16 protein-coding genes are annotated in these 24,409 nt (G+C 67.2%); 13 read left to right on the plus strand and 3 right to left on the minus strand.

Annotation, left to right across the window (positions count from 1 at the left end; all coding sequences use genetic code 11):
- Window positions 1–46: 46 nt before the first annotated feature.
- Window positions 47–1,027, minus strand: coding sequence for an NADPH:quinone oxidoreductase family protein (locus tag AC56DV_RS19350; protein ID WP_496315869.1), 981 nt, complete (start codon window positions 1,025–1,027; stop codon window positions 47–49).
- Window positions 1,028–1,226: 199 nt separating this feature from the next.
- Here AC56DV_RS19350 and AC56DV_RS19355 point away from each other — a divergent pair, with 199 nt between their 5' ends.
- From AC56DV_RS19355 to rlmD, 7 genes are all read left to right on the plus strand, one after another.
- Window positions 1,227–1,835, plus strand: a complete 609-nt coding sequence (locus AC56DV_RS19355; protein ID WP_496315870.1) for a toll/interleukin-1 receptor domain-containing protein — start codon at window positions 1,227–1,229, stop codon at window positions 1,833–1,835.
- Window positions 1,836–1,843: 8 nt separating this feature from the next.
- Entirely contained in the window at window positions 1,844–3,796 is a 1,953-nt protein-coding gene (locus AC56DV_RS19360; RefSeq protein ID WP_496315871.1) for a KGGVGR-motif variant AAA ATPase, read from the plus strand.
- Window positions 3,797–3,924: 128 nt separating this feature from the next.
- Window positions 3,925–4,662 carry a 5'/3'-nucleotidase SurE gene (gene surE, locus AC56DV_RS19365; protein ID WP_496315872.1) on the plus strand — a complete coding sequence of 246 codons (738 nt, stop codon included), beginning with the start codon at window positions 3,925–3,927 and terminating at the stop codon, window positions 4,660–4,662.
- A complete protein-coding gene (locus tag AC56DV_RS19370) occupies window positions 4,659–5,576 on the plus strand; it encodes a protein-L-isoaspartate(D-aspartate) O-methyltransferase (RefSeq protein WP_496315873.1) in 918 nt (305 codons plus the stop codon). Before surE ends, AC56DV_RS19370 begins: the two co-directional genes overlap by 4 nt.
- Window positions 5,577–5,608: 32 nt before the next feature.
- Window positions 5,609–6,580 carry a peptidoglycan DD-metalloendopeptidase family protein gene (locus AC56DV_RS19375; RefSeq protein WP_496316426.1) on the plus strand — a complete coding sequence of 324 codons (972 nt, stop codon included), beginning with the start codon at window positions 5,609–5,611 and terminating at the stop codon, window positions 6,578–6,580.
- Window positions 6,581–6,586: 6 nt separating this feature from the next.
- Window positions 6,587–7,621, plus strand: a complete 1,035-nt coding sequence (gene rpoS, locus AC56DV_RS19380) for an RNA polymerase sigma factor RpoS (protein WP_496315874.1) — start codon at window positions 6,587–6,589, stop codon at window positions 7,619–7,621.
- Between the two features lie 115 nt (window positions 7,622–7,736).
- Window positions 7,737–9,170 carry a 23S rRNA (uracil(1939)-C(5))-methyltransferase RlmD gene (gene rlmD / locus AC56DV_RS19385; protein ID WP_496315875.1) on the plus strand — a complete coding sequence of 478 codons (1,434 nt, stop codon included), beginning with the start codon at window positions 7,737–7,739 and terminating at the stop codon, window positions 9,168–9,170.
- Window positions 9,171–9,190: 20 nt separating this feature from the next.
- Here the strand turns inward: rlmD and AC56DV_RS19390 are convergent, their stop codons facing one another.
- Window positions 9,191–11,881 (minus strand): TonB-dependent receptor plug domain-containing protein, encoded by a 2,691-nt coding sequence (locus AC56DV_RS19390; protein WP_496315876.1) that lies wholly within the window; start codon window positions 11,879–11,881, stop codon window positions 9,191–9,193.
- A 160-nt stretch (window positions 11,882–12,041) separates the two neighbouring features.
- Here AC56DV_RS19390 and AC56DV_RS19395 point away from each other — a divergent pair, with 160 nt between their 5' ends.
- Window positions 12,042–17,738: an alpha-2-macroglobulin family protein gene (locus tag AC56DV_RS19395; protein WP_496315877.1), complete on the plus strand. Its 5,697-nt coding sequence runs from the start codon at window positions 12,042–12,044 to the stop codon at window positions 17,736–17,738.
- The gene (gene pbpC / locus AC56DV_RS19400) at window positions 17,735–19,870 is read left to right on the plus strand and encodes a penicillin-binding protein 1C (protein ID WP_496315878.1); all 2,136 of its coding nucleotides are present in this window, start codon (window positions 17,735–17,737) and stop codon (window positions 19,868–19,870) included. The genes AC56DV_RS19395 and pbpC overlap by 4 nt, the downstream gene beginning before the upstream one ends.
- 56 nt (window positions 19,871–19,926) lie before the next feature.
- Here pbpC and AC56DV_RS19405 read toward each other — a convergent pair whose 3' ends face one another.
- A complete protein-coding gene (locus AC56DV_RS19405) occupies window positions 19,927–20,610 on the minus strand; it encodes a Bax inhibitor-1/YccA family protein (protein WP_496315879.1) in 684 nt (227 codons plus the stop codon).
- A 208-nt stretch (window positions 20,611–20,818) separates the two neighbouring features.
- Here AC56DV_RS19405 and ndk point away from each other — a divergent pair, with 208 nt between their 5' ends.
- The 4 genes from ndk (at window position 20,819) to AC56DV_RS19425 (ending at window position 24,393) form a co-directional block, all read left to right on the plus strand.
- Window positions 20,819–21,244 (plus strand): nucleoside-diphosphate kinase, encoded by a 426-nt coding sequence (gene ndk / locus AC56DV_RS19410; protein WP_496315880.1) that lies wholly within the window; start codon window positions 20,819–20,821, stop codon window positions 21,242–21,244.
- A gap of 104 nt (window positions 21,245–21,348) precedes the next feature.
- Window positions 21,349–22,521 (plus strand): dual-specificity RNA methyltransferase RlmN, encoded by a 1,173-nt coding sequence (gene rlmN / locus AC56DV_RS19415; RefSeq protein ID WP_496315881.1) that lies wholly within the window; start codon window positions 21,349–21,351, stop codon window positions 22,519–22,521.
- Complete coding sequence (gene pilW / locus AC56DV_RS19420; RefSeq protein WP_496315882.1) at window positions 22,521–23,345, plus strand: type IV pilus biogenesis/stability protein PilW; 825 nt, start codon at window positions 22,521–22,523, stop codon at window positions 23,343–23,345. The genes rlmN and pilW overlap by 1 nt, the downstream gene beginning before the upstream one ends.
- A 13-nt stretch (window positions 23,346–23,358) precedes the next feature.
- Window positions 23,359–24,393: a RodZ domain-containing protein gene (locus AC56DV_RS19425; RefSeq protein WP_496315883.1), complete on the plus strand. Its 1,035-nt coding sequence runs from the start codon at window positions 23,359–23,361 to the stop codon at window positions 24,391–24,393.
- Window positions 24,394–24,409 lie beyond the last annotated feature (16 nt).

Genomic DNA, 24,409 nt, shown 5'->3' on the forward strand with positions numbered 1-24,409 from the left:
GCCTGAGCCGCATTCGGGGTCAGACCCCGAATGCGGCTCAGCTCGCTTAGGCTTGCGGATTGATGACGACCTTGCCGGTGACTTTGCGGGCGGCCATGTCGTTCAGCGCCTGCGGGGTGTCGGCCAAGGCGTAGCGGGCGGAGATGTGGGGCTTGATCTTGCCTTCGGCCAGCCAGCCCAGCAGCTGCATCATGCCGGCCAGGTTGGCCTTCGGCTCGCGCTTGGCGAACTCGCCCCAGAACACGCCCACCAGCGAGGCGCCTTTCAACAGCGCCAGGTTGAGCGGCAGCTTGGGGATCTCGCCGTTGGCGAAGCCCACCACCAGATAGCGCCCGCGCCACGCGATGGCGCGGAACGCGGCCTCGGCGTAGTCGCCGCCCACCGGGTCGTACACCACGTCCGGGCCCTTGCCGCCGGTGGCGGCCTTGACCGCTTCGCGTAGATCTTCCTTGCTGTAGTTGATCAGCGCGTCGGCGCCGTGCGCCTTGCACACGGCCAGCTTGTCGTCGGTGGAGGCGGCGGCGATCACGCGCGCACCCAGCGCCTTGCCGATCTCGATCGCCGCCAGCCCCACGCCGCCGGCCGCGCCCAGCACCAGCATGGTTTCGCCGGGTTTGAGCGCGGCGCGGTCCACCACCGCGTGGTGCGAGGTGCCGTAGGTGAGGGTGATGGCGGCCGCCGTGTCGAAGTCCATGCCGGGCGGCATCGGCATCAGCGCCTGCGCCGGCACCGCCAGCTGCTCGGCGAAGGCGCCGTGCGCCGAGAAGGCGATCACCTTGTCGCCCACCTTGTAGCCGGTCACGCCTTCGCCCACGGCGCGCACCACGCCGGACACTTCATTGCCGGGCGTGAAGGGCAGGGCCGGCTTGTACTGGTACTTGCCCTGGATGATGAGCACGTCCGGGAAGTTGACGCCGGCCGCTTTCACGTCCAGCACCACGTGGCCGGGCGCCGCTTCCAGGTCCGGCAGCTCTTCCACGGTGAGGGTGTCGGGCAGGCCCCAGGCTTTGCATACGATGGCTTTCATGCGGTCTCCAGTGTTTATTCATTATTAAATAGTACGGTCGTTTTATTTTACGCCGGTTCTGGACGGCTGGGTTGCTTACTTTATTGCTGACTGCCTTGCTTACTTGATGCTGACGCTGCCGCCTGCCCGTTTGCGATTTCGCAAAGCGCCGTGCGGCCAGAGCGCTACAGTGGATTCAATGAGCAAGCAGGAGGCTGCCATGTCGACTATCCGCTACGGCTGTTTCTTCAGTTATGCGCACGGGCGCCACCCCCATATGATCAAGTTCAAGAATGACCTGGCCGAGGCGCTCAAGTGCTATCTGGAACCCCATTTTGACAATGAAAGCGAACTGTTCATCGACACCGAACAACTCGGCGGCGGGGACGACCTGGACCGGCGCATCGCCACCGCGCTGTGCGAAAGCGTGTGCATGATCGTCATTTATACGCCGAAATACGAAGCGCACGGCTACACCCGGCGCGAATTCGCCGCCATGCAGCAGATCGAGAACGAGCGCCGCCAGTGGTATCCGCTGCCCAGCCACCTGATCATCCCGGTCATCATGACGCGCCATCCATTCAGCCTGCCGCCGCAGATCACCGATCCCGGCATGTACGTGGACTTTTCGCGCTACACGCTGGCCAGCGGCGACCTGAAGACCAATCCCGACTTCCTGCCGGACATCGAGAAAATCGTGCAGCGCATCGCTGCCCATTACCACTATCTGAAGTCCAGCATCCCGCCCGGGCATGACTGCAGCCATTTCGTATTGCCGCCCATCCCGGAGGCGTGGCGCGCCACGCCACCGCCCCATTTTCCTCGCTAAGGTGAACCATGGAACTCCCACACCTGCTGCCGCCGCTGGCCACGCCCGGCGAAGTCATGACATTCCACTCGCATAAGGGCGGCGTTGGCCGCAGCATGGCGGTGGCCAATCTTGCCGCCTTGCTGGCCGGGCGCAACCAGTCGACGGTGCCGGTGCTGATGGTGGACTGGGACCTGGAAGCGCCCGGCCTGCACCAGTATTTCGCGCCAGCGGCCGACGGGCCGGGCCTGCTCGAACTGTTCACCGCCTGCCGCGACCAGCTGCAGCGCCGCAGCCGCCGCAGCGCCGCGCCGGACGACGCGGCGCTGGCCAGTCAGGTGCTCGACGCGGTGGGCTGGGAACGCTACGTGGTGCGGGTGGACCAGAGCCGCCCGCTGTACCTGATGCGCGCCGGCCGGCTCGATGCTGGCTACGCCGAACGCGCGGCGGCGTTCAACTGGGAGGCGCTGTTCCACCTGTGTCCGGCGCTGTTCCGCAGCTTTGCCGACATGCTGGCGCGCCAGTTCCGCCACGTGCTGGTGGACGCGCGCAGCGGCCGCACCGACAGCACCGGCATCTGCACCACCTTGCTGCCGACCCGGCTGGTGCTGCTGTTCGAAGCCAACCGCCAGAGCCTGGAAGGCTTGCAGGCGCTGGTGCAGCGCGCCACCACCTACCGCCGCAGCCACGAGGACGAGCAGCGCCCGCTGCTGATCTATCCCTTGCCGACCCGCACCGACATGGAAAACAGCGCGCAGCGCGCTCTGTGCCGGCGCGGCGACCCGGCCACCGGCTTGCCCGGCTACCAGCCGGTGTTCGAGCAGGCGCTGGGCGAAGCCTATGGTTTGCAGCAGCTGTCGCTGGAAAGCTATTTCGACGAGGTGCAGCTGCCGCAGTCGCGCAGCCTGGCGCGCGGCGAGCGGCTGGCGGTGCGCGGCGAGCCGCTCGCCGACCGTTTTTCCGTCACCCGTTCGTACGAGGCCTTGCTGGGCTGGCTGGCCGGCGGCCACCCGCCCTGGCAGTCGCGGCGCGAAATCCCGCTGCTGGCGGCGGTGGCGCAGTCGCGCCGGGCGGTGGAGGCGGGCAGCGCCTACAGCATGATGCTGGCGCGCGATTTGTACCGGCTGGGCTCGGTGTATGCGGACGAGGGACGCTGCGCCGCCGCCGTGCTGGCTTTCCGCGAGAGCCTGCAGTTGCATGTGAAAGTGGTGGGAGAGGAGCACCTGGAGACGGCCGCCGTGAAGGCGCAGCTGGCGCGCATGCTGTTGCAGGAGGGCGAGCTGGACCAGGCGCGCATCCTGCTGCGCTGCGTGGTCGAGACGCGCACGCGGCTGCTGGGCGGGCAGCACCCGGACGTGCTGGAAGCGTGCTCGGCGCAGGCCGGCGCGCTGGCGCGGCAGGGCTATTTCGAGGCCGCGCTGGACCGCCAGGAGGAAGTGCTGCAGATCCAGATGCGGCTGCTGGGGCCGGAGCATTTGTTCACCCTGGCGAGCCTGGAGGCGCGCGCGGGCATGCACTATATGTCCGGCGAACTGGAGCTGGCGCGCCAGGCGCAGGAACAGGTGCTGGCGGTGCGCGCGCGGCTGCTGGGCGCCGAACACGAGGACACGCTGCGCGTGGCTGCGGCGCTGGGGCAGACCCTGGCCAGGATGGAGGAGGGGCAGCCGCAGGCGCGCGCCACCGGCCAGCCCGGGCCGCTGCTGCAGCCGGGCCTGCCTGGCCAGCGCGGGGCGCAGGAGGAGCAGGGCCATTACGGGGCGCCGCTGCCGCCGCCGGCGCCGGGCCATGTCCGCCGGCGCCAAGCGGCGCGGCCGGGCGCCTTGCCAGCGGAATCGGCGGAATCGGCGGCCGGCCCGGCGGCCCGCGCACCCGGCGTGGAGCAGCAAGTGCAGGCCTATTACGAGGAGCCGTACTCGCTGCAGCGGGCCGAACCGCCGCGCGAACAGCCGCTGCAGGAAGCTTCGTCCGAACCGCGCGGCTAGCGGCCGGAGGGCGGCGCGCGGGCGGCACGCAGTCACGCTGCCCCGGCGTCGCCGCGCGGCCATTAAATTTGTCCGGGGCGGCGGCCGCCATGTGCTGGCGTGCCATTGCTTCGGGTAAAATCCCAGCCATGCGTATCCTAATTAGTAATGACGATGGCTATCTGGCGCCCGGCATCAACGCCCTGGCGGAAGCGCTCGCGCCCATAGCCGACATCGTGGTCGTCGCGCCCGAAGGCAACCGCTCCGGCGCTTCCAATTCGCTGTCGCTGGACCGGCCGCTGTCGGTGCAGAAGGCCGCCAATGGATTCTATTTTGTCAACGGAACGCCGACCGACTGCGTCCACATCGCCCTCACCGGCATGCTGGCGGAAAAGCCCGACCTGGTGGTGTCCGGCATTAACAACGGCCCCAATATGGGCGACGACACCCTGTATTCCGGCACCGTGGCGGCCGCCACCGAGGGCTATCTGTTCGGCATCCCGGCCATCGCGTTCTCGCAGGGCGCCTACGGCTGGGAGCACATCGACGACGCGGCCAAGGTGGCGCGCGACATCGTGCAGCGCTACGCCGACCTGCTGGCCAAGCCGTATTTGCTTAACGTTAATATTCCGAACCGGCCCTACGCCGCCATGGGCCAGCTCACGGCCACCCGGCTCGGCCGCCGCCACCAGGCCGAACCGGTGATACGGTCGCAGGACCCGCGCGGCCGGGAAATTTTCTGGATCGGCCCGCCCGGCGCCTGCAAGGACGCCGGCGAGGGCACCGATTTCCATGCCGTCGCCCACGGCCGGGTGTCGCTGACGCCGCTGCAGGTGGACCTGACGCACCGTACCCAACTCGAGACGCTGGCAAAGGGCCTGGCATGACCGATAAACACCGCACCTTCCCGCTGCCGCTGTCTTCCGTGGTGGACAAAGCGCAGAAAAAGCCGACCGTGTTCTCGCCCGTGGCCACGCCGCAGACGGCCACGCAGAACGCCGCCCGCAACGCGGCGCTGGGCGGCACGCATCCGGGCGTGCGGGTAGGGGCGGCGCCGGGCACGGCGGTGCGGCCCGGCAGCGCGCCGACGGCCATGCCGTCGCGCTCGCACACCTATGCGCTGGAGCGCGCGCAGGCGGCGCCGGCCGCCGCGCCGCGCCAGAATCCGCTGGTGTCGGACGCGGTGCGGCGCGCCATGGTGGCGCGCGTGGCCAGGCAGGGCGTGAAGGACGCGGTGGTGCTGGGCGCGCTGGAAGCGGTGCCGCGCCATATGTTCATGGACGAGGCGCTCGCTTCGCAGGCCTATATCGACGCCTCGCTGCCGATCGGCCACCACCAGACCATTTCCCAGCCCTACATCGTGGCGCGCATGATCGAGGTGATGCGCAATGGCGGACAGTTGAAGCGCGTGCTGGAGATCGGCACCGGCTGCGGCTACCAGGCGGTGGTGCTGTCCTGCCTGGCGCAGGAGGTGTTTTCCATCGAGCGCATCAAGCCGCTGCACGAGTTGGCCAAGAGTAATTTGCGGCCGCTGCGGCTAGCGAATCTGCGCTTGCATTACGGAGATGGTATGCTAGGGCTGCCTCAGGCCGCCCCGTTCGACGGCATTATCCTGGCCGCTGCCGGCCTGGAAGTGCCGCAAGCGCTGCTTGAACAGCTCGCCATCGGCGGCCGCCTGGTCGCCCCGGTGGGCGCCCGCGCCCAGCACCTGGAGCTGGTGACGCGGCTGGGCAAGGCCGAATGGACCAGCCAGACGCTGGAAGACTGCCATTTCGTGCCCCTGCGCCCCGGAACCGTATAAGGTCCGGCTGAAGATGACAAACTAAGATGAGTATGACGAATAAGAGTTCCCTGTTACTGCTGAGCATTTCCCTGTGCGTGCTGAGCGCTTGTACCACCGTGCCGAACCAGGCGCCCGTGATCGACCGCACCACGCCGATGGTGACGGCGCCGCCCGCCAGGCCGCCTTCGCCCAGCGAGGATGCGCAGAAAGAGCGCGAGGAGCGCGGCCTGTACACCGTGAAAAAAGGCGACACCCTGATCCGCATCGCCCTCGAGCACGGCCAGAACTACCGCGACCTCGTGACCTGGAACAACCTGGCCAACCCGAACGACATCAAGGTGGACCAGGTGCTGCGCGTGCAGCCGCCGGAATCGATGGGCGGCGTGCAGACGGTGGCCGTGCCCCAGCCGGGCACCACCGAGGTCAAGCCCGAGCCGGTGCCCAAGAAGACCGGCCCGCGCGGCGAGAAAAAACCGTGGAGCGAGGGCGCGCTGGCCGAATTGCAGCGCGGCGACGAGGGCATCGCCGGCAACGGCGCGGGCAAGCCGGCGCCGGCGCGCAGCGAGCGCCCGGTGCAGGCGGCCGGGGGCAGTCCGGCGGCGGCACCCGTTGCCGCCGCGGCGCCCGCCGCCGTGCAGCTGAGCGCCGAAGACCGTGAACTGAGCTGGGCCTGGCCGTCCGAAGGCCGCGTCATCGCCACCTTCGACGAAGGCAAGAACAAAGGCATCGACATCGCCGGGAAAGCCGGGCAACAGGTGATGGCCGCAGGTGCAGGAAAAGTGATGTATGCCGGTAGCGGCATCCGCGGATATGGTAATCTCGTTATTGTGAAGCACAGTAATAGCCTGCTGTCGGCCTATGCGCACAACCGGACCATCCTGGTGAAGGAAGGGCAGAGCGTGAACAAGGGGCAGATGATTGCAGAAATGGGGGATTCGGACACGGACGCCGTCAAGCTGCACTTTGAAATCAGGCAGCAGGGCAAACCGGTCGATCCATCGAAGTTTTTGCCTAACCGCTAGCGACCCATGACACACTCGCCGCACGACCGCCTGGATGACGATGCCCTGCCGGACGATTTTCCGGACGAGCAGATCGACGATGCAGCCGTGGAAAGTGATGGCGAGGGTGAGGGCGAGGGCGGCGAAGGCCGGGGCGTGGCCGCGCCGGAAGTGGGCGCGGTGCTGGAAAGCGTCGATGAGCTGAAAAAGGTGCTGGCCGCCGAGCTGTCCACCGACACCACCCAGCATTACCTGAACCAGATCGGCACCCGGCCGCTGCTGACGGCGCCGCAAGAGGTGCACTTCGCCACCCTGGCCAAGCAGGGCGACTTCTCCGCCCGCCAGACCATGATCGAGCACAATCTGCGGCTGGTCGTTTCCATCGCCAAGCATTACATCAACCGGGGCGTGGTCCTGCTCGACATGATCGAGGAGGGCAACATCGGCCTGATGCGCGCCATCGACAAGTTCGAGCCTGAGCGCGGCTTCCGCTTCTCCACCTACGCCACCTGGTGGATACGCCAGAGCATCGAGCGCGCCATCATGAACCAGGCGCGCACGGTGCGCCTGCCGGTGCACATGGTGCGGGAGCTGAACCAGATCCTGCGCGGCAAATACCATCTCGAGGCGCAGCACCACAACGGCAAGGACGCCACCGCCGAGGACATCGCGGAGCTGGTGGGGCGGCCGGTGGAGGAGGTGCAGGACATCCTGGCCTTGTCCGAGCACGCCACCTCGCTCGACGCCCCGCTCGACAACGACCCGCAGTCGTCGCTGATGGACATGCTGCCCGGCGACAGCGAGGACGCGCCGGACGCGCGCGCCGAGCACCACGAAATGACTGTGCTGGTGCGCGACTGGCTCACCAAGCTGCCGGACAAGCAGCGCATCGTCATCATGCGCCGCTTCGGGCTGGATAACGACGACCCGGCCACGCTGGAAACCCTGGCCGAGGAGATGGGCGTCACGCGCGAGCGGGTGCGCCAGATCCAGCAGGAAGCGCTGGTCAAGCTGAAACGCGCCATGGCCGCGCGCGGCGTGGTGCGCGACTCGCTGCTGTAACTAACTGCCACTCCCTGTTATCGCCCCCCGCATCTGATATCATAACGCCCTTCCGAACGGCTGCCGGCCACGCGCCCGGCGGCCTTGCTTTGCTTCCCCAATAATCTTGAACGTTATGCAAGACATTATCATCGACATCAAATCGCTCGACATGGACGCCCGCGGCGTCGGCCACATCGAAAACGAAGACGGTACGCCGGGCAAGGTGGTATTCGTGGAAGGCGCGCTGCCGGGCGAGCGCGTTACCTTCGAAACGTTCAAGAAAAAGAAAAACTGGGAAGCGGCCCGCCTGGTCGAGATCCGCAAGGAGTCGGCCATGCGCATCAAGCCCAAGTGCGTGCACTTCGACTATTGCGGCGGCTGCTCCATGCAGCACCTGGAGCCGAGCGCGCAAGTGGCCATCAAGCAGCGCACGCTGGAGGACAACCTCTGGCACTTGAGCAAAGTCAAGGCCGGCAACGTGATGCGCCCGATGTACGGCCCGACCTGGGGCTACCGCTACCGCGCGCGCCTGTCGGTGCGCCACGTGGCCAAGAAGAACACGGTGCTGGTGGGCTTCCACGAAAAGAAATCGTCCTACGTGGCCGACATCCAGAGCTGCCAGATCCTGCCGCCGCACGTGTCGGACATGATGATGCCGCTGCGCGCGCTGGTCGGCTCGCTGAGCATCTTCGACAAAGTGCCGCAGATCGAGCTGGCCATCGGCGAAGACCTCACCGTGCTGGTGCTGCGCAATATGGAGCCGCTGACGGCGGACGACGAGGCCAAGGTGAAGGCCTTCGCGGACCAGTACAACATCCAGTGGTGGCTGCAGCCGAAAGGCCCGGACACCGCCTATCCGTTCTACCCGCTGGACAAGCAGCTGCACTACCTGCTGCCCGAGTTCAACGTGCGCATGCCGTTCAAGCCGGTCGACTTCACGCAGGTGAACCACCACATCAACCGCGTGCTGGTGTCGAAGGCGCTGCGCCTGCTGGAAGTGCAGCCGCAAGACCGCGTGGCCGACCTGTTCTGCGGCCTGGGCAATTTCACGCTGCCGCTGGCCACCCAGGCGCGCGAAGTGGTGGGCATCGAGGGCAGCACCGCCCTGACCGAGCGCGCGCTGTCGAACGCGGTGGTCAACGGCGTGTCGGAAAAGACCAGCTTCATGACGCGCAATCTGTTCGAAGTGAGCAAGGAAGACCTGATCGCGCTCGGCAAGTTCGACCGCATGCTGATCGACCCGCCGCGCGACGGCGCGCTGGCCCTGTCGCTGGCGCTGGCCGAACTGAAGAAGACCCATCCCGAGCTGCTGCCGAAGCGCATCGTGTACGTCTCGTGCAGCCCCTCCACGCTGGCGCGCGACGCCGGCGTGCTGGTGCACCTGTGCGGCTATGTGCTGAACAAGGCCGGCGTGGTGAACATGTTCCCGCACACCTCGCACGTGGAATCGATGGCGGTGTTCGACCTGGACATCGACGCGCTGGTGACCCAGCTGGCCGACGGCCGCGACATGCCGGCCGCCGTGGAGCCGGACGGCGCCGTCAACCCGCTCGGCGCCGCCGCTTAGGCTAACGAAGCTGACGAAGCCTACGAGCCGAAGTGGTAGTTCAGCTCCACCCAGCCGGCGCGTCCGGCCGGGCTGTAGCTGCCCACCGGGTAGTTCGGCCAGCCGCCCGTGGTGTCGTGCTTGATCTTGTCGAACACGTTGTTGACGATCAGTGACAGCGTGGTGCGCTTGTTCAGCCGGTACACGGTGCTGAAGTTCACCAGCGCGGTGGGCGTCAGGTAAGCTTCCTGCGCGCCGTTCGGCAGTTTGCCGTAGCGGTTCACCGATACCGTGTTGGTCCAGTCGCTGATGGTCCAGGCAAGGCTGGCGTTCAGCTTGTCCGGCCAGTCGGCGTTGTCCAGCGAGTGCAGCTCGTCCTGCACCTCATCCCCCTCGAATTGCTTGTAGCGCTTGGTGAGCGTCCTGGCGTAGCTGCCGCGCAGCACGAAGTCGCCGTAGCGCGTGCCGCGCAGCGCATAGCGCGCCGTCAGGTCGAAGCCGCTGGTGCTCTGGTGCGCCGCGTTGATCGGATTGACCGTGATCTCGCGGATCTCGCCCGGCTTGTTCAGCGCCGTCAGCGGATAGCGCTTGATGCGGCTGATGGTGTCCACGCAGCTGGGCGAATTGATGTCCGCGCCGCCCAGGCGGCAGGCCGCCTCGTCGCGCAGCAGCTTGCTGGCGCTCAGGTTGGTCACCAGGTCGTCGATCTTCACGTTCCAGTAGTCCGCCGAAGCGTCGAAGCTGGCGCTGGGCGACCAGACCACGCCCGCGCCCCACGATTTGCCCTTCTCCGAGCTGAGGTCCTTGCTGCCCAGCTGCACATAGTCCGCCCCCGGCGACACGTTGGCGTAGTCGCAGTCCTCGATCTTCTGGCCGGCCTGCTGGCAGCGGTAGTAGTCGGTGGTGGACGAGTAGTAGCCGGTGCCGCGCGACTTGTAGATGTAGTTCATGTCCGGCGCGCGGAAGCTGGTGGCGTAGTTGCCGCGTACCAGGACGTCGCGCGCCGGGCGGATCTCCAGGCCGCCGTTGTAGGTGAACTTGCCCTCGTTGCGGCCGGCGAAGGTGTAGCGGTCATAGCGGCCCGCCACGGTCGACGTGACCTGCTTGAGCAGCGGGATGCTGGCCTCCACGCCCAGCGCGTAGCGCGTGCGCGTGCCGCCGTTCGGGTCCGAGCGCGCGGCGGTGTTGAACACGCCCGCGTTGATGCCGGCGTCCGGCGTGTTGGTGTAGCCCTGGCGGCCCGCCTCGGCCACGGTGGCGATCTTCACAGCGCCGGCCGGCAGCTGCAGCAGTTCGCCGTTGGCGGTGAAGCTCAGCGTGTTGGTCCACGACTCGTCGTCGCTGTGCGAGGCGCCGACGATGCTGTCGAATTCCGCCGGCGTGAGGCGCCTGGCCAGGCGCGCCGGATCGGGTGCGTAAATCGGCACGCCGGCCGCGTCCACGCCCAGCCTGGGGCCGAGGAAGAAGCTGTCGATATTGGCCAGCGTGCGCGGCACGTGGTTTTTGCTCTGGTAGAGCGAGGCGTTGTAGGCGGCTTCATAGTCCCACTGCGTGCCGGGCAGGCGGCCCTTCAGGCCCAGCGTGGCGGCCACGGCCGTGTCTTCCCAGCTGCGGTTGAAGCGCTCCACGCCGCCGTATTCTTCCGGCGCGATGAATTTGCTCCAGGCCTCGTAGGCGCCGGTGTGCTTGTTTGCGAAGTAGGACACGCCGGTGGAGTTGGCCGTCCACGACGGGCCGCGCGTGTTGTTCTCGCTGTCGTTACGGCCCAGCAGCACGTCGCCGAACAGCGTAGTGTCGCCGGTCAGCGCATAGGTGGCGCTGCCGAAGGCGTTCTTGCTGACGTTCTTGGTCTGCACGGTCCAGTGGGTCGGGCCCACTTCCGGGCTGGCGCAGTAGCTGCCTTTCTTCACCGTGTAGTTGATGGTGCTGCCGTCGAACAGGTCGCCCAGCGTGCTGCAGGCGCTGCCCAGGCCGAGGTAATTGCCGGTCTTGACGTCCTTGCGCGCCAGCACGGTGGACGGCGTGCCGGCCTTGCTGGCCATGAAGCCGCGCTGCTTGCTCCACAGCGGATCGCGCTCGCTCAGCTCCAGGCTGAACACGGTATTGAGCTTGTCGCCGGTGCTGCCGCCGCTGAACTGCACGCGCCTGTCGCCGCCGCCTCCGCGTTCGGTGCTGCCTGCTTTCAGGTTCACGTCGAAGCCGTCGCTTTTCTTCTTCAGCACCACGTTGATCACGCCGGCGATCGCGTCCGAGCCGTAGATGGCGGAGGCGCCGCCGTTCAGGATCTCGATCCGTTCCACGATGGAGGACGGGATGTTGGCCAGGTTGGTGAAGTTCACCGTGCCTTCGTAGGCGATGGGGAAGTCGGCCAGGCGGCGGCCGTTCAGCAGCACCAGCGTGTGGTTGGGGCCGAGGCCGCGCAGGCTGAGGGCGTTGGCGGACGGCGTGAAGGTGTTGCCGAAGTCCGCGCCCTGCACGAAGCCGCTGTTCTGCACCTGGTTGCTGAGCGCATCGAATACGTTCTTGTAGCCTTGCCGCGTAATGTCTTCCCCCGTGATGACGGTGACGGCGGACGGTCCTTCCAGGCTGGCGCGCGGGATACGCGAGCCGGTAACGATCACGGCGGCCGGTTCAGCCGCCGTGTTTTGCGCGTTCGCCTGCCAGGACGCGCTGCACAGCGCTGCGAGTATGCAGGCTGCCAGCGGTTTCAATTTGCATCGGGTGGTGGTCATTGAGTTATCTCTTTTTTTGAAAGAGTTGGCACCATAGCAAGCGCACCCTCATGCCGGGAACGAATAGATTCACGCTTTCATATGCGGTTTGTGACTGGTATGGTTGACATGCATTAGCGTCTTTGCAACACTGTTGGCTGCATCCAGCCTGGGAGTCCATATGCGCGTCTTGTCGACCTTAGTGGTACTGTGCCTGCTGCCGTTTGCCGCGCAGGCGCAGACGGCGGTGGAAGCGTTTTCGCCGGAAGGCGCGGTGAAAGGCGTGCGGCAGGTGAAGGCGCGCTTCAGCGCGCAGATGGTGCCCTTCGGCGACCTGCGCCTGAGCGACCCCTTCGAGGCCGACTGCAAAGGCGGCGAGGCGCCCGCCGCCGCTGCGGGCAAGGGCCGCTGGGTCGACGGCCGCGACTGGGTCTATGACTTCGAGCGCGACCTGCCGGCCGGCGTGGCCTGCCGCTTCACGCTCAAGCCCGCGCTGGCCGACGTGGAGGGCAAGCCGCTGGGTGGCGAACGCAGCTACAGCTTCAACACCGGCGGGCCGTCCATCGCCGCATCCATGCCGCGCGCAGGCTCCGGCTATATCGACGAGAACCAGGTGTTCGTGCTCACGCTCGACGCGGTGGCGCGCGAGGCGGACATCGCGCAGCACGCCTACTGCACGGCGGAAGGCATCAACGAAAGAATACCGGTGCGGCTGCTGCAAGGCGACGAGCGCCGGCAGGTGCTGGAGGCGCGCAAGGTGCGCGCGGTGCACGCGGCGGGAGGGCAGCGCGGCAAGCCGGCGCGGCTCAGCGTCTTGCAGTGCAAGCGCAGCCTGCCGCAGAACGCCAAGGTCACGCTGGTGTGGGGCGCCGCCATCGCCACGCCGGACGGCCTGGCCAACGCGCACGACCAGGTGCTGGGCTTCAAGACGCGCCCGGACTTCAGCGCGGCCTTCCATTGCGAACGCTCGTCCGCCAAGGGCCCGTGCATACCGTTCCAGCCGGTGCGGGTGAGCTTCAGCGCGCCGGTGCGCATGGCGGATGCGCGCGCAGTCGCCATCACGGGGCCGGGCGGCAAGCGCTGGAGCCCGCAAGTGTCGAAGGAAGACGCCAAGGCGGAGTATGTGAACAGCGTGACCATCTCCGGTCCGTTCCCGGAGAAAGCCCGGTTGCGCCTGGTGCTGCCGGACGCGCTGAAGGACGACGCGGGCCGCAGCCTGCTGAACCAGGCCCGCTTCCCGCTGGCGGTGCAGACCGGCGAGATGCCGCCGCTGGTGAAGTTCCCGGCCCGTTTCGGCATCATCGAAGCGCGCGGCGACAAGCTGCTGCCGGTCACGGTGCGCAACGTGGAAGCGGGCATCGCCGCGCGCATGGCGAAGACCGGTGCTGCCGCCAACGTCGCCAACGCAGCCGGTGCTGCGGGCGCCATGCTGCGCGTGGACGGCCCGGAAGGGCGGCAGGACCAGCAAGTGATGGACTGGCTGCGCCGCCTCACCGGCAAGAACCGCAGCGTGGGCTGGGTGCCGGGCGAGCTGTGGGGGCTGAAGGAGTCCGTGTTCAGTGAACCGAAAGGCAAGCAGCAGCCGAAGACAGAGCGCTTCACGCTGCCCAAGCCGGGCGGCGGCAAGGCCTTCGAAGTGATCGGCATCCCGCTGCGCAAGCCGGGCTTCTACGTGGTGGAACTGGCCAGTCCCAAGCTCGGGCTGGCGCTGCAGGGCAAGCCCAGCCAGGCCTATGTCAGCGCGGCGGCGCTGGTAACGAATATGGTGGCGCACTTCAAGCACGGCGCCGAGTCGTCGGTGGTGTGGGTGACCTCGCTCGACAAGGGCCAGCCGGTGCCCAACGCGCAGGTGGCGGTGCGCGCCTGCACCGGCAAGTTGCTGTGGCAGGGCCGCACCGACGCCATGGGCGTGGCCAGCATACGCGAAGAACTGGTGCACGACGGCTGCCCGTACAGCGAAGGCTATTTCGTCAGCGCCCGCAGCGGCGGCGACATGACGTTCACCCTGTCCAACTGGTCCGAGGGCATCGAGACCTGGCGCTTCAATGTGCCGACCGAAGACCTGCGCGCCGACAGGACCATCGCCACCACGGTGTTCGACCGCACCTTGCTGCGCACCGGCGAAACGGTGCACATGAAGCACTTCCTGCGCCGCCGCAGCTCGGACGGCTTCGCGTACGCCGCGCAGCAGGCCAGGGAGTCGAAGCTGGTGATCACGCACCAGGGCAGCGAGCAGAAATATGAATTGCCGCTGGCCTGGGCCGGCGGCGGCGTGGCGGAAAGCAGCTGGACCATTCCGGCGGACGCGAAGCAGGGCACTTACGAGGTGATGTTCGACGGCCGGGTTGGCGGCACCTTCCGGGTGGAGCAGTTCCGCGTGCCGACCATGAAGGCGCTGCTGCAAGGCCCGTCCACGCCGGTGGTGCAGGCGGAGCAGGTGACGCTGGACGTGCAGCTCAGTTATCTGTCAGGAGGCGGCGCGGCGGGCGCCCAGGTCAAGCTGCGCACCACGCAGCTGGCCCGTGGCGTGCATTTCGAGGACTACGACGATTTCGCCTTTGCCATGGGCGATGTGCGGGCCGGCAAAGTGGAGCAGGCGCCGGCCTTCGACGAGGAAGACGATGGTGAAGGCGAGGGGGAGTTCCCGGACATGGAAGGCGAGGGCGGTGACGCGAACGGCCCGGTGCACACGCGCAGCCTGACGCTGGACCGTGCCGGCGGCGCGCGCTTCGTGGTCGACAAGCTGCCCAGGCTGGAGCAGCCGGCCACGCTGCTGGCCGAGATGTCCTACCAGGATGCGAACGGCGAAACGCTGTCTTCGTCAACCAGCGTGCCGCTATGGCCGTCGAACTACGTCATCGGCATCAAGCCGGACAGCTGGGTGCTGAGCAAGGCCAAGCTCAAGTTCCAGGTGGCCGTACTGGACACGCAGGGCAAGGCGGTGGCCGGCGCGCCGGTGGAGGTGGACTTCTTCCAGCGCCTGAACTATTCGCACCGGCGGCGCTTGATCGGCGGCTTCTACGCCTACGAGAACAACAGCGAGATCAAGGCGCTCGGCAAGGCCTGCGAAGGCAAGACCGACGCCAAGGGCTTGCTGATCTGCGAGGTGGCCGCGCCGGAGTCGGGCAACCTGATCCTGCGCGCGAAAACGCAGGACGGCGAGCAGCGCCTGGCCGTCACCAACCGCGAAACCTGGGTGGCCGACGGCGACGACTGGTGGTTCAAGGCCAGCGACGACGACCGTATCGACCTGCTGCCCGAGCGCAAACGCTACGAGCCGGGCGAGACGGCCACCTTCCAGTTGCGCATGCCGTTCCGCGAAGCGACCGCGCTGGTGACGGTGGAGCGCGAGGGCATCCTGGACACTTATGTGCGGCCCCTGTCCGGCAGCTCGCCGGTGTTCAGCATTCCGGTCAAGCCGAACTACGCGCCGAACATGTTCGTGTCCGCGCTGGTGGTGCGCGGCCGTGTGGCGGGCGTGCAGCCGACCGCGCTGGTGGACCTGGGCAAACCGGCCTACAAGATGGGCGTGGCGCAGTTGAAGGTAGGCTGGGCCGCGCATGAGCTGAAAGTGTCGGTGCAGACCGACCGCCAGGTGTACCAGGTGCGCGAGAAGGCGCAAGTGTCGGTGAAGGTCACGCGCGCGGACGGTTCGCCGGCGCCGGCCGGCGCGGAGGTGGCGCTGGCGGCGGTCGACGTCGGCCTGCTGGAGCTGATGCCGAACGCCAGCTGGGACTTGCTGGAGACGATGATGCAGCAGCGCGGGCTGCAGGTGGAAACGTCGACGGCGCAGATGCAGGTGGTCGGCAAGCGCCACTTCGGGCGCAAGGCGGTGCCGCACGGCGGCGGCGGCGGCAAGGGCGGCGGGCGCGAGCTGTTCGACACGCTGCTGTTCTGGAAGGCGCGCGTGAAGCTGGACGCCAACGGCGAAGCCAGCGTGCCGGTGCCGGTGAACGATTCGCTGACGGCGTTCCGCATTGTCGCCATCGCCAGCGCCAACGCGGACTTATTCGGCACCGGCCGTACCGAGATCCGCAGCTCGCAGGATGTGATGCTGCTTTCCGGCCTGCCCGCCATGGTGCGCGAAGGCGACAAGTTCCGCGCCGGCTTCACGCTGCGCAACACCACCGGGCGCGACCTGAAAGTGGAACTGGGCGCGCAGGTGTCCGGCAAGGCTTTGCCGCGCCAGAGCGTGGCCATCGCGGCCGGCATGGCGCAGGAAGTGGGATGGGACTACCAGGTGCCCGCCGGCGCCACCGGGCTGGCGTGGGATGTGACGGCGAACATCGCCGGCGACGCCGGGGCGGACCGCCTGCGCGTGAAACAGTCCGTGAAGGCTGCGGTGCCGGTGCGCACGCTGCAGGCCACGCTGCTGCAGCTCGACCAGCCGCAAACCATGAAGGTGGAAATCCCCGGCGACGCCCTGCCGGGCCGGGGCGGCGTGCAGACGCTGTTCGCCTCGCGCCTGGGCAGCGATCTGCCCGGCGTGCGCGACTACATGCAGGCCTACCCCTACACCTGCTTCGAGCAGAACACGTCCCGCGCCATCGCCCTGCGCGACCCCGAGCGCTGGCAGAAGCTGGCCGCGCAGCTGCCCGCCTACCTGGACAGCGACGGCCTGCTGAAATACTTCCCCATCATGGAGCGCGGCAGCGACACGCTGACGGCCTACGTGCTGTCCGCCGTGCAGGAAGCCGGCTTCGCCTTCCCGCCCGAGCTGAAAGCCCGCATGGAGGACGCGCTGCTGAACTTCGTGCAGGGCCGCATCACGCGCGGCTCGCCGCTGGCCACGGCCGATCTCGCGGTGCGCAAGGTGGCTGCGCTGGAAGCGCTGTCGCGCGTCAACCGTGTCACCGCCGCCGAACTGGAATCGTTCACGCCCGAACCGAACCTGTGGCCGACGTCGGCCGTCATCGACTGGTACCTGATCCACCAGCGCGTGCAGCAGCTGCCCGAGCGCGACAAGCGGCTGGCGCAGGCGCAGCAGATCCTGCGTTCGCGCCTGAACCTGCAAGGCACCACCATGGGCTTCTCCACCGAGCGCAATGACAACTGGTGGTGGCTGATGGTGTCCGGCGACGTGAACGCCAACCGGCTGCTGCTGGCCGTGAGCGACAATCCTTCCTGGCAGCCGGACATCGGCCGCCTCGCGCGCGGCGCGCTGGGCCGCCAGCACAAGGGGCGCTGGAACACCACGGTGGCCAACGCCTGGGGCGTGCTGGCGCTGGACAAATTCTCGGACAAGTTCGAGCGCGAGCCTGTGAACGGCAGCAGCACCGCCGCCATCGGCAACGCCAGCAAGAGCGTGGCGCTGGACGCCAGGACCGTCAGCGGCAGCGCGCTGCTGCCTTGGCCGCGCGGCGCATCCGAGCTGTCGCTCAAGCACGCGGGCAGCGGCAAGCCCTGGGTGACGGTGCAAAGCCTGGCCGCGATTCCGCTCAAGGCGCCGGTATCGTCCGGCTACAAGATCGTCAAAACCATTACGCCGGTGGAGCAGGCAGTGAAGGGCGCATGGACGCGCGGCGACGTGTACCGCGTGCGCCTGGACCTGGAAGCGCAGGCCGACATGACCTGGGTGGTGGTCGACGACCCCATCCCCGCCAGCGCCTCCGTGCTGGGCACGGGCCTGGGCAAGGACTCGCAACTGCTGACGGCGGGCGAGAAGAGCAAAGGCTGGGTATGGCCCGCCTTCCAGGAACGCACCTTCGACGCGTTCCGCTCCTACTACGAGTTCGTGCCGAAAGGGAAATGGAGCGTCGAGTACACGGTCCGGCTGAACAACGCCGGCCAGTTCCAGCTGCCGCCAACGCGCGTTGAAGCCATGTACAGCCCGGAGGCGTTCGCCGAGCTGCCCAATGCGGCCGTGAGCGTGAAATGAGCCGCCTGCTGTCGGGGACTTGCCGTGCCGCGGCCCGGCGAGGCGCGGCGGCTCAGGCGCTGGCTGCCGTGCTGGCCATGGCCGGCGCCACGGCCACCGCCGTGCCCACGCTGGCGGAAGTGCAAGCGTCTTACCGCGCCTCCGACTCCACCCTGCTGGACCGCAACGGCGCGCCGATCCAGTCGCTGCGGGTGGACCTGGCGGCGCGCCGGCTGCCATGGGTGAAGCTGGACGACATCTCGCCAGCCCTGGGCGCGGCCGTGATGCAGGCCGAGGACCAGCGCTTCATGCAGCACGACGGCGTCGACCTGGAAGCGATCGGCAAGGCGGCATGGGACAACCTGTTCCGCCGCCGACCGCGCGGCGCGTCCACCATCACCATGCAGCTGGCGGCGCAGCTCGACCCGTCCCTGCAGCCCGCCGCTGCGGGCCGCAGCTGGACGCAAAAATGGGACCAGGTCAAGGCCTCACGGGAGCTGGACCAGGCCTGGACCAAGCCGCAGATCATGGAAGCCTACCTGAACCTGGTCACCTTCCGTGGCGAGCTGCAAGGCATAGGCGCGGCCGCGCGCGGCTTGTTCGGCAAGGCGCCGTCCGGCCTGAACGTGGCCGAATCGGCGGTGCTGGCCAGCCTGCTGCGCGCGCCGTCGGCCGCGCCCAGGCTGGTGGCGCGCCGCGCCTGCGCGCTGGCAAAGGAACTGAAAGCGCACGCCAATTGCGCCGGCATCGAAAGCACCGCCGCCAACGCCTTCGCGCGCTCGGCCGCCATGGCCGTGCTGGCGCCCGCGCCGCAGGTGGCGCACAAGCTGCTGACGGCGCCGTCGCAGCAGGTGCGCAGCACCTTGGACGGCGCTCTGCAGCGCCACGCGCAGGCGGCCTTGCGCCAGCAGATCATCTCCCTGCGCGAGCGCAACGTGAAGGATGGCGCGCTGGTGGTGCTGGACAATGCCAGCGGCGAGATCCTGGCCTATGTCGGCAACGCCGGCGGCAGCGAAGTGGACGGCGTGGCGGCGCTGCGCCAGGCCGGCTCCACGCTCAAGCCCTTCCTGTACCAGCTGGCGCTGGAGCGCAAACAGCTCACCGCCGCCTCGCTGCTGGACGACACGGCGGTCGACATCTCCACCGCCTCCGGCCTGTACATCCCGCAGAACTACGACAAGGAATTCAAGGGCTACGTCAGCGCCCGCACCAGCCTGGCCGGTTCGCTCAACGTGCCGGCCGTGCGCACGCTGATGATGGTGGGGCTGGACCGTTTCCACGGCCGCCTGCGCGAGCTGGGACTGGACAGCCTGACCGAGCCGGCCGACTACTACGGCTATTCGCTGGCGCTGGGTTCGGCCGACGTCAGCCTGCTGGACCTGGCCAACGCCTACCGCACGCTGGCCAGCGGCGGCCTGCAGGGCACGGCCAGCCTGCTGCCGCGCGCCCCCGAAGCCAGGCGCCGCGTGCTCGACGCGCGCGCCGCCTTCATCATCGGCGACATCCTGTCCGACCGCGCTGCGCGCAGCGCCACCTTCGGCCTGAAGAACGAACTGGCCACCACCTTCTGGGCGGCGGTCAAGACCGGCACCAGCAAGGATATGCGCGACAACTGGTGCCTGGGCTACAGCGAGCGCTACACGGTGGGCGTATGGGTCGGCAATTTCGACGGCAGCTCGATGTGGGACGTATCCGGCGTGACGGGCGCCGCCCCAGTCTGGCGCGACGTGATGGACTACCTGCACCAGCATGTGCCCAGCCGCGCCCCGGCCGCGCCGCCCGGCGTACTGCGCCGTGACGTGGCCTGGCAGCCCGCCTTCGAGCCGCCGCGCGCTGAATGGTTCGTCGCCGGCACCGAAAGCGCCGAAGTGGCGCTGCTGCAGGACGCCCGCCGCGCCCCGCGCATCCTGTACCCGGCCGACACCAGCATCATCGCCATCGACCCCGACATCCCGGACGCCCGCCAGCGCGTGTTCTTCCAGGCCCAGGCCGGGCAGGGCCTGCGCTGGCAACTGGATGGCGCCACCCTCGGCCCCGCCGGCGCCAGCCTGGCCTGGCGCCCCGAGCCCGGCCGCCACGAACTGGCGCTGATCGACGCCGCCGGCACCCCCATCGCCACCACCCGCTTCCAGGTGCGCGGCGCCGCGCAATAAAAAAACGGCAAAAAAAAGCCGGCATCTGCCGGCTTTTTCAGGGATGTTGCTAACGCTTATTCGCGGTCGCCGCCGGCGATGCCGAGCAGGCTCAGCAGGCTGCTGAAGATGTTGTACACGTTCAGGTACAGCGACAGCGTGGCGCTCACGTAGTTGGTTTCGCCGCCGTTCACGATCTGCTGCACGTCATGCAGGATGTAGGCGGAGAAGATACCGATCACCATCACGCAGATGGCGATGTGCAGCGCCGGCATCTGGAAGAAGATGTTGGCGACGCTGGCCACGATCACCACGATCACGCCCGCGAACAGCCACTTGCCCATGGCCGAGAAGTCGCGCTTGGACACGGTGGCGACACTCGCCAGCGTGGCAAACACGGCCGCCGTGCCGCTGAAGGCCAGCATGATCAGCGATCCGCCGTTGGAGAAGCCCAGGGTGCGCGTCAGCAATGGCGTCAGCATCAGACCCATGAAGAAGGTAAAGCCCAGCAGCAGGCCGACGCCCAGGCCGCTGTTCTTGTTCTTTTCAATGCCCCAGATAAAGCCGTAGGCGATCGCCATGAAGACGATGAAGCCCATGATGCCGGTCGGCACCGGCACGTGCAGGGCCACGCCGGCGGCCGCGCCCAGCACGGTCGGGATCATCGACAGCGCCAGCAGCCAGTAGGTGTTGCGCAGGACATTGTGGCGTACTGCTACGCCCTTGCCTGAATAGTCATAGGTTTGCTGCAAGTTGCTCATAATGTTGCCTCCAATGGATAGGTGCGGAGCACCGCTTGCTAAAAGCATAGCATGCTCTGCGCAAAAGGAGCAAAAACCGGCTTAGAAGGGGCTTAAAATCAGCCGATGGCACCGAATCTCGGTCCGGAATGGGGTTCTATGGTAAAATCAAGGGTTGATTGAATCATCAATTTCGTTTTAAACCTTTCTTTTTATTGGAGTTTTTTACATGGCAATCGAACGCACCCTGTCGATCATCAAACCAGACGCAGTCGCTAAAAACGTTATCGGCCAGATCTACAGCCGTTTTGAAGGCGCTGGCCTGAAGATCGTCGCTGCGCGTATGGCTCAACTGTCGCGCGCCGAAGCAGAAGGCTTCTACGCTGTGCACGCTGCCCGTCCATTCTTCAAAGACCTGGTCGACTTCATGGTCTCCGGTCCTGTCATGATCCAGGTCCTGGAAGGCGAAGGCGCCATTGCCAAGAACCGCGATCTGATGGGCGCTACCGATCCAAAGAAAGCTGAACCAGGCACCATCCGCGCCGACTTCGCTGACTCCATCGACGCCAACGCCGTTCACGGCTCTGACGCCGCTGAAACCGCTGCTGTGGAAATCGCTTACTACTTCCCGGCACTGAACGTTTACTCCCGTTAATCTTCGCCCCCGGCGAAGCACGGTAGCACGTTGATTTGAGCTGTACCTGTTGCCCCGGCCTCGTCCGGGGCGCAGCCTTTTTTTAGAATGAATTGAGTATAAGTATGGACACGACCCTCACCAACCTTCTGGACTTCGATCCGGAACAGCTGATCGCCTACTGTGCGGAGTTGGGTGAGAAACCGTTCCGTGCCAAGCAACTGCAGCGCTGGATCCACCAGTTCGGCGCGTCGGACTTCGATTCGATGACCGACCTGGCCAAGTCGCTGCGCGACAAGCTGAAAACCCGCGCCCGCATCACGGCGCCGGCCATCATCAGCGACCACACTTCCACCGACGGCACCCGCAAATGGCTGGTCGACGTCGGCAACGGCAACGCCGTCGAAACCGTGTTCATCCCGGAAGAGAACCGCGGCACGCTGTGCATTTCCACCCAGGCCGGCTGCGCCGTGAACTGCCGCTTCTGCTCCACGGGCAAGCAGGGCTTCTCGCGCAACCTGACGGTGGGCGAGATCATCGGCCAGCTGTGGATGGCCGAATTCGAACTGCGCCGCACCAAGGGCATCGAGCCCGGCCCGAAAGGCGAGCGCCAGATCACCAACGTGGTGATGATGGGCATGGGCGAGCCGCTGCTGAACTTCGAGCCGACCGCCACCGCGCTGAAACTCATGCTGGACGACAACGCCTACGGCCTGTCGCGCCGCCGCGTCACCCTGTCCACCTCCGGCGTGGTGCCGATGATGGACAAGCTGTCCCAGGTGGTGCCGGTGGCGCTGGCGGTGTCGCTGCACGCGTCGAACGACCCGCTGCGCGACGGCCTGGTGCCGCTGAACAAGAAATACCCGCTGGCAGAACTGATGGCGGCGTGCAAGCGCTACCTGGAATTCGCGCCGCGCGACTTCATCACCTTCGAATACTGCATGCTGGACGGCTTCAACGACAGCGACGAGAACGCGCGCGAGCTGGTGGCGCTGGTCAAGCACCGCGAGTTCGGCGTGAACTGCAAGTTCAACCTGATTCCGTTCAATCCCTTCCCTGAGTCGGGCCTGTTCCGCTCCAAAAACGAGCGCATCAAGCAGTTCGCGCAGATCCTGATGGACGCCGGCATCGTCACCACCGTGCGCAAGACGCGCGGCGACGACATCGACGCCGCCTGCGGCCAGCTGGCCGGCGAAGTGCAGGACCGCACCAAGGTGCAGGAGCGCATGGGCAAGATGGCCGAATACCAGAAGAAATTCGGCCCCGATTTCGGCAAGATCGTGGAGATCCGTTCCTGATGACCGCGCTAGCCGACCGCTGCCTGCTGCGCCTGGCCGCCCTCGGCCTGGCCGGGCTGCTGTGCGGCTGCGCGTCGACATCGGCGCCGGTGCCGGGCCACAGCGGCAAGGCCGAGCTGGCCACCGCGTCGGACCAGACGGCGGCGCAAAAGCGCGCCGAAATCCGCATGCAGCTGGCCATCGGCTACTACCAGCAGGGCCAGTACGCGGTGGCGCTGGATGAAATCAAGAAGGCGCTGGCCGCCGACCCCGAGCTGGCCGACGCCTACAGCATGCGCGCCCTGACCTACATGGCCATGGACGAGCGCGAGCTGGCGGAGGACAACTTCGTGCGCGCCCTGAAACTGGCGCCGAACAGCCCGGAAGTGAACAATAACTACGGTTCCTTCCTGTGCCGCCACGGCCGCGTGGCCGAGTCGTTCAAGTATTTCGACGCGGCGCTGGCAGTGCGTTCCTACCAGTCGCCGGCGGATGCCTACAACAACGCGGGCAGTTGCGCGCTGAAACAGAAAGATTACGACACGGCAGAGAAGTATTTGCTGCCGGCATTGAAGATTGCGCCGGATGTTGCGGCCACCAGCGCCAACCTGGCGCGCATCTATTACGAGCGGCGCGACTATGTGCGCGCCGGTTTTTTCATTACCCGGCTGAGCAAGCTGGCCAAGATGGACAGCCTGTCGGCTGACGTGCTGTGGCTTGCAATCAGGGTGCAGCATAAACTCGGCGACACGGGCGCGGAATCGGCCTGGGCGACGCAATTGCGCCGCCACCATTCCGGCTCGCCGGAGTATGCTGCCTATCAACGTGGGGCGTTTGATGAGTGAGACAGGTATACCTATGAATTCAGAACGGGCGGATCAGCCTGAGAACCAGAACCGGAACCAGCAGGGCACGCCCGGTGCGCAGCTGAAAGCGCAGCGCGAGGCGATGGGCTTGACGGTGGACCAGATTGCAGACCAGCTCAAGCTGGCGCCGCGCCAGGTGGTGGCGCTGGAAGCGGGCGATTACGCCGCGCTGCCCAATATGGCGGTCACGCGCGGCTTCGTGCGCGCCTACGCCAAGGTGGTGAAGCTGGACGCCGCGCCGCTGGTGGCCATGATCGAAGTGAACCCGGCGCCCAGCCATGAGACTGCCACGCCGGTGCGCCGCGAGAAAATCTCGGCCACGTTCTCCGAGTCGCGCTTCCCGTCGCTCACGGAACGCTCGTCCAAGCCTGCGGGCTGGCTGATGGGCGCCGCCGTGGTGGCGGTGGTGGTGGCGGTGGCCGGCGCCTACCAGGCCGGCCTGCTGCCCAATGTGCTGAAAGCGGTGAAGGATGAAACGCCGGCCGCCAGCGCGCCGGCCGCCGGCGCGCCTGCGCTGGAGACGGTCACCAAGCCCGGCGCCGATACCGCGCCGCTGATTTCGCCGAATGTGCCGCTGGTGTCCGTGCCGCCGGCCGACAGCGCCTCCGGTGGCAGCACCACGGCCGGCGTCAATCCGGTTGTGCCTGGTGCCGCGCCGGCAGCCGCCGTACCGGCCGCTCCCGCGCCGGCCGCCGCCGCGCCGGCACCGGTTCCCGCAGCACCGGCCGCACCTGCGCCTGCGGCCGCCCCGGTGGCCGCCCCGGCAGCGCCGGCCGCCGCGGCAACCGGTCCGGCCACGCTGGTGCTCAAGTTTACGGACGATTCGTGGGTGGAAATCCGCCGTCCCGGCAAGCCGTCGCTGATCGCGCGCCTGGTCAAGGCCGGCAGCACCGAGCAGTTCGAGATCAACGACACGGCGCTGCTGATCGTCGGCAAGCCCGGCAACGTGCAGGCCACCCTGCGCGGCCAGCCGCTGGCCTTGCCTGAAGTGCCAGGCGGTACAATTGCACGCGTGAATATCAAGTAAGTTAAGTAAAGCTAAT

It is taken from the genome of Massilia sp. BGA-UO-ETr-WB1 (assembly GCF_059567845.1).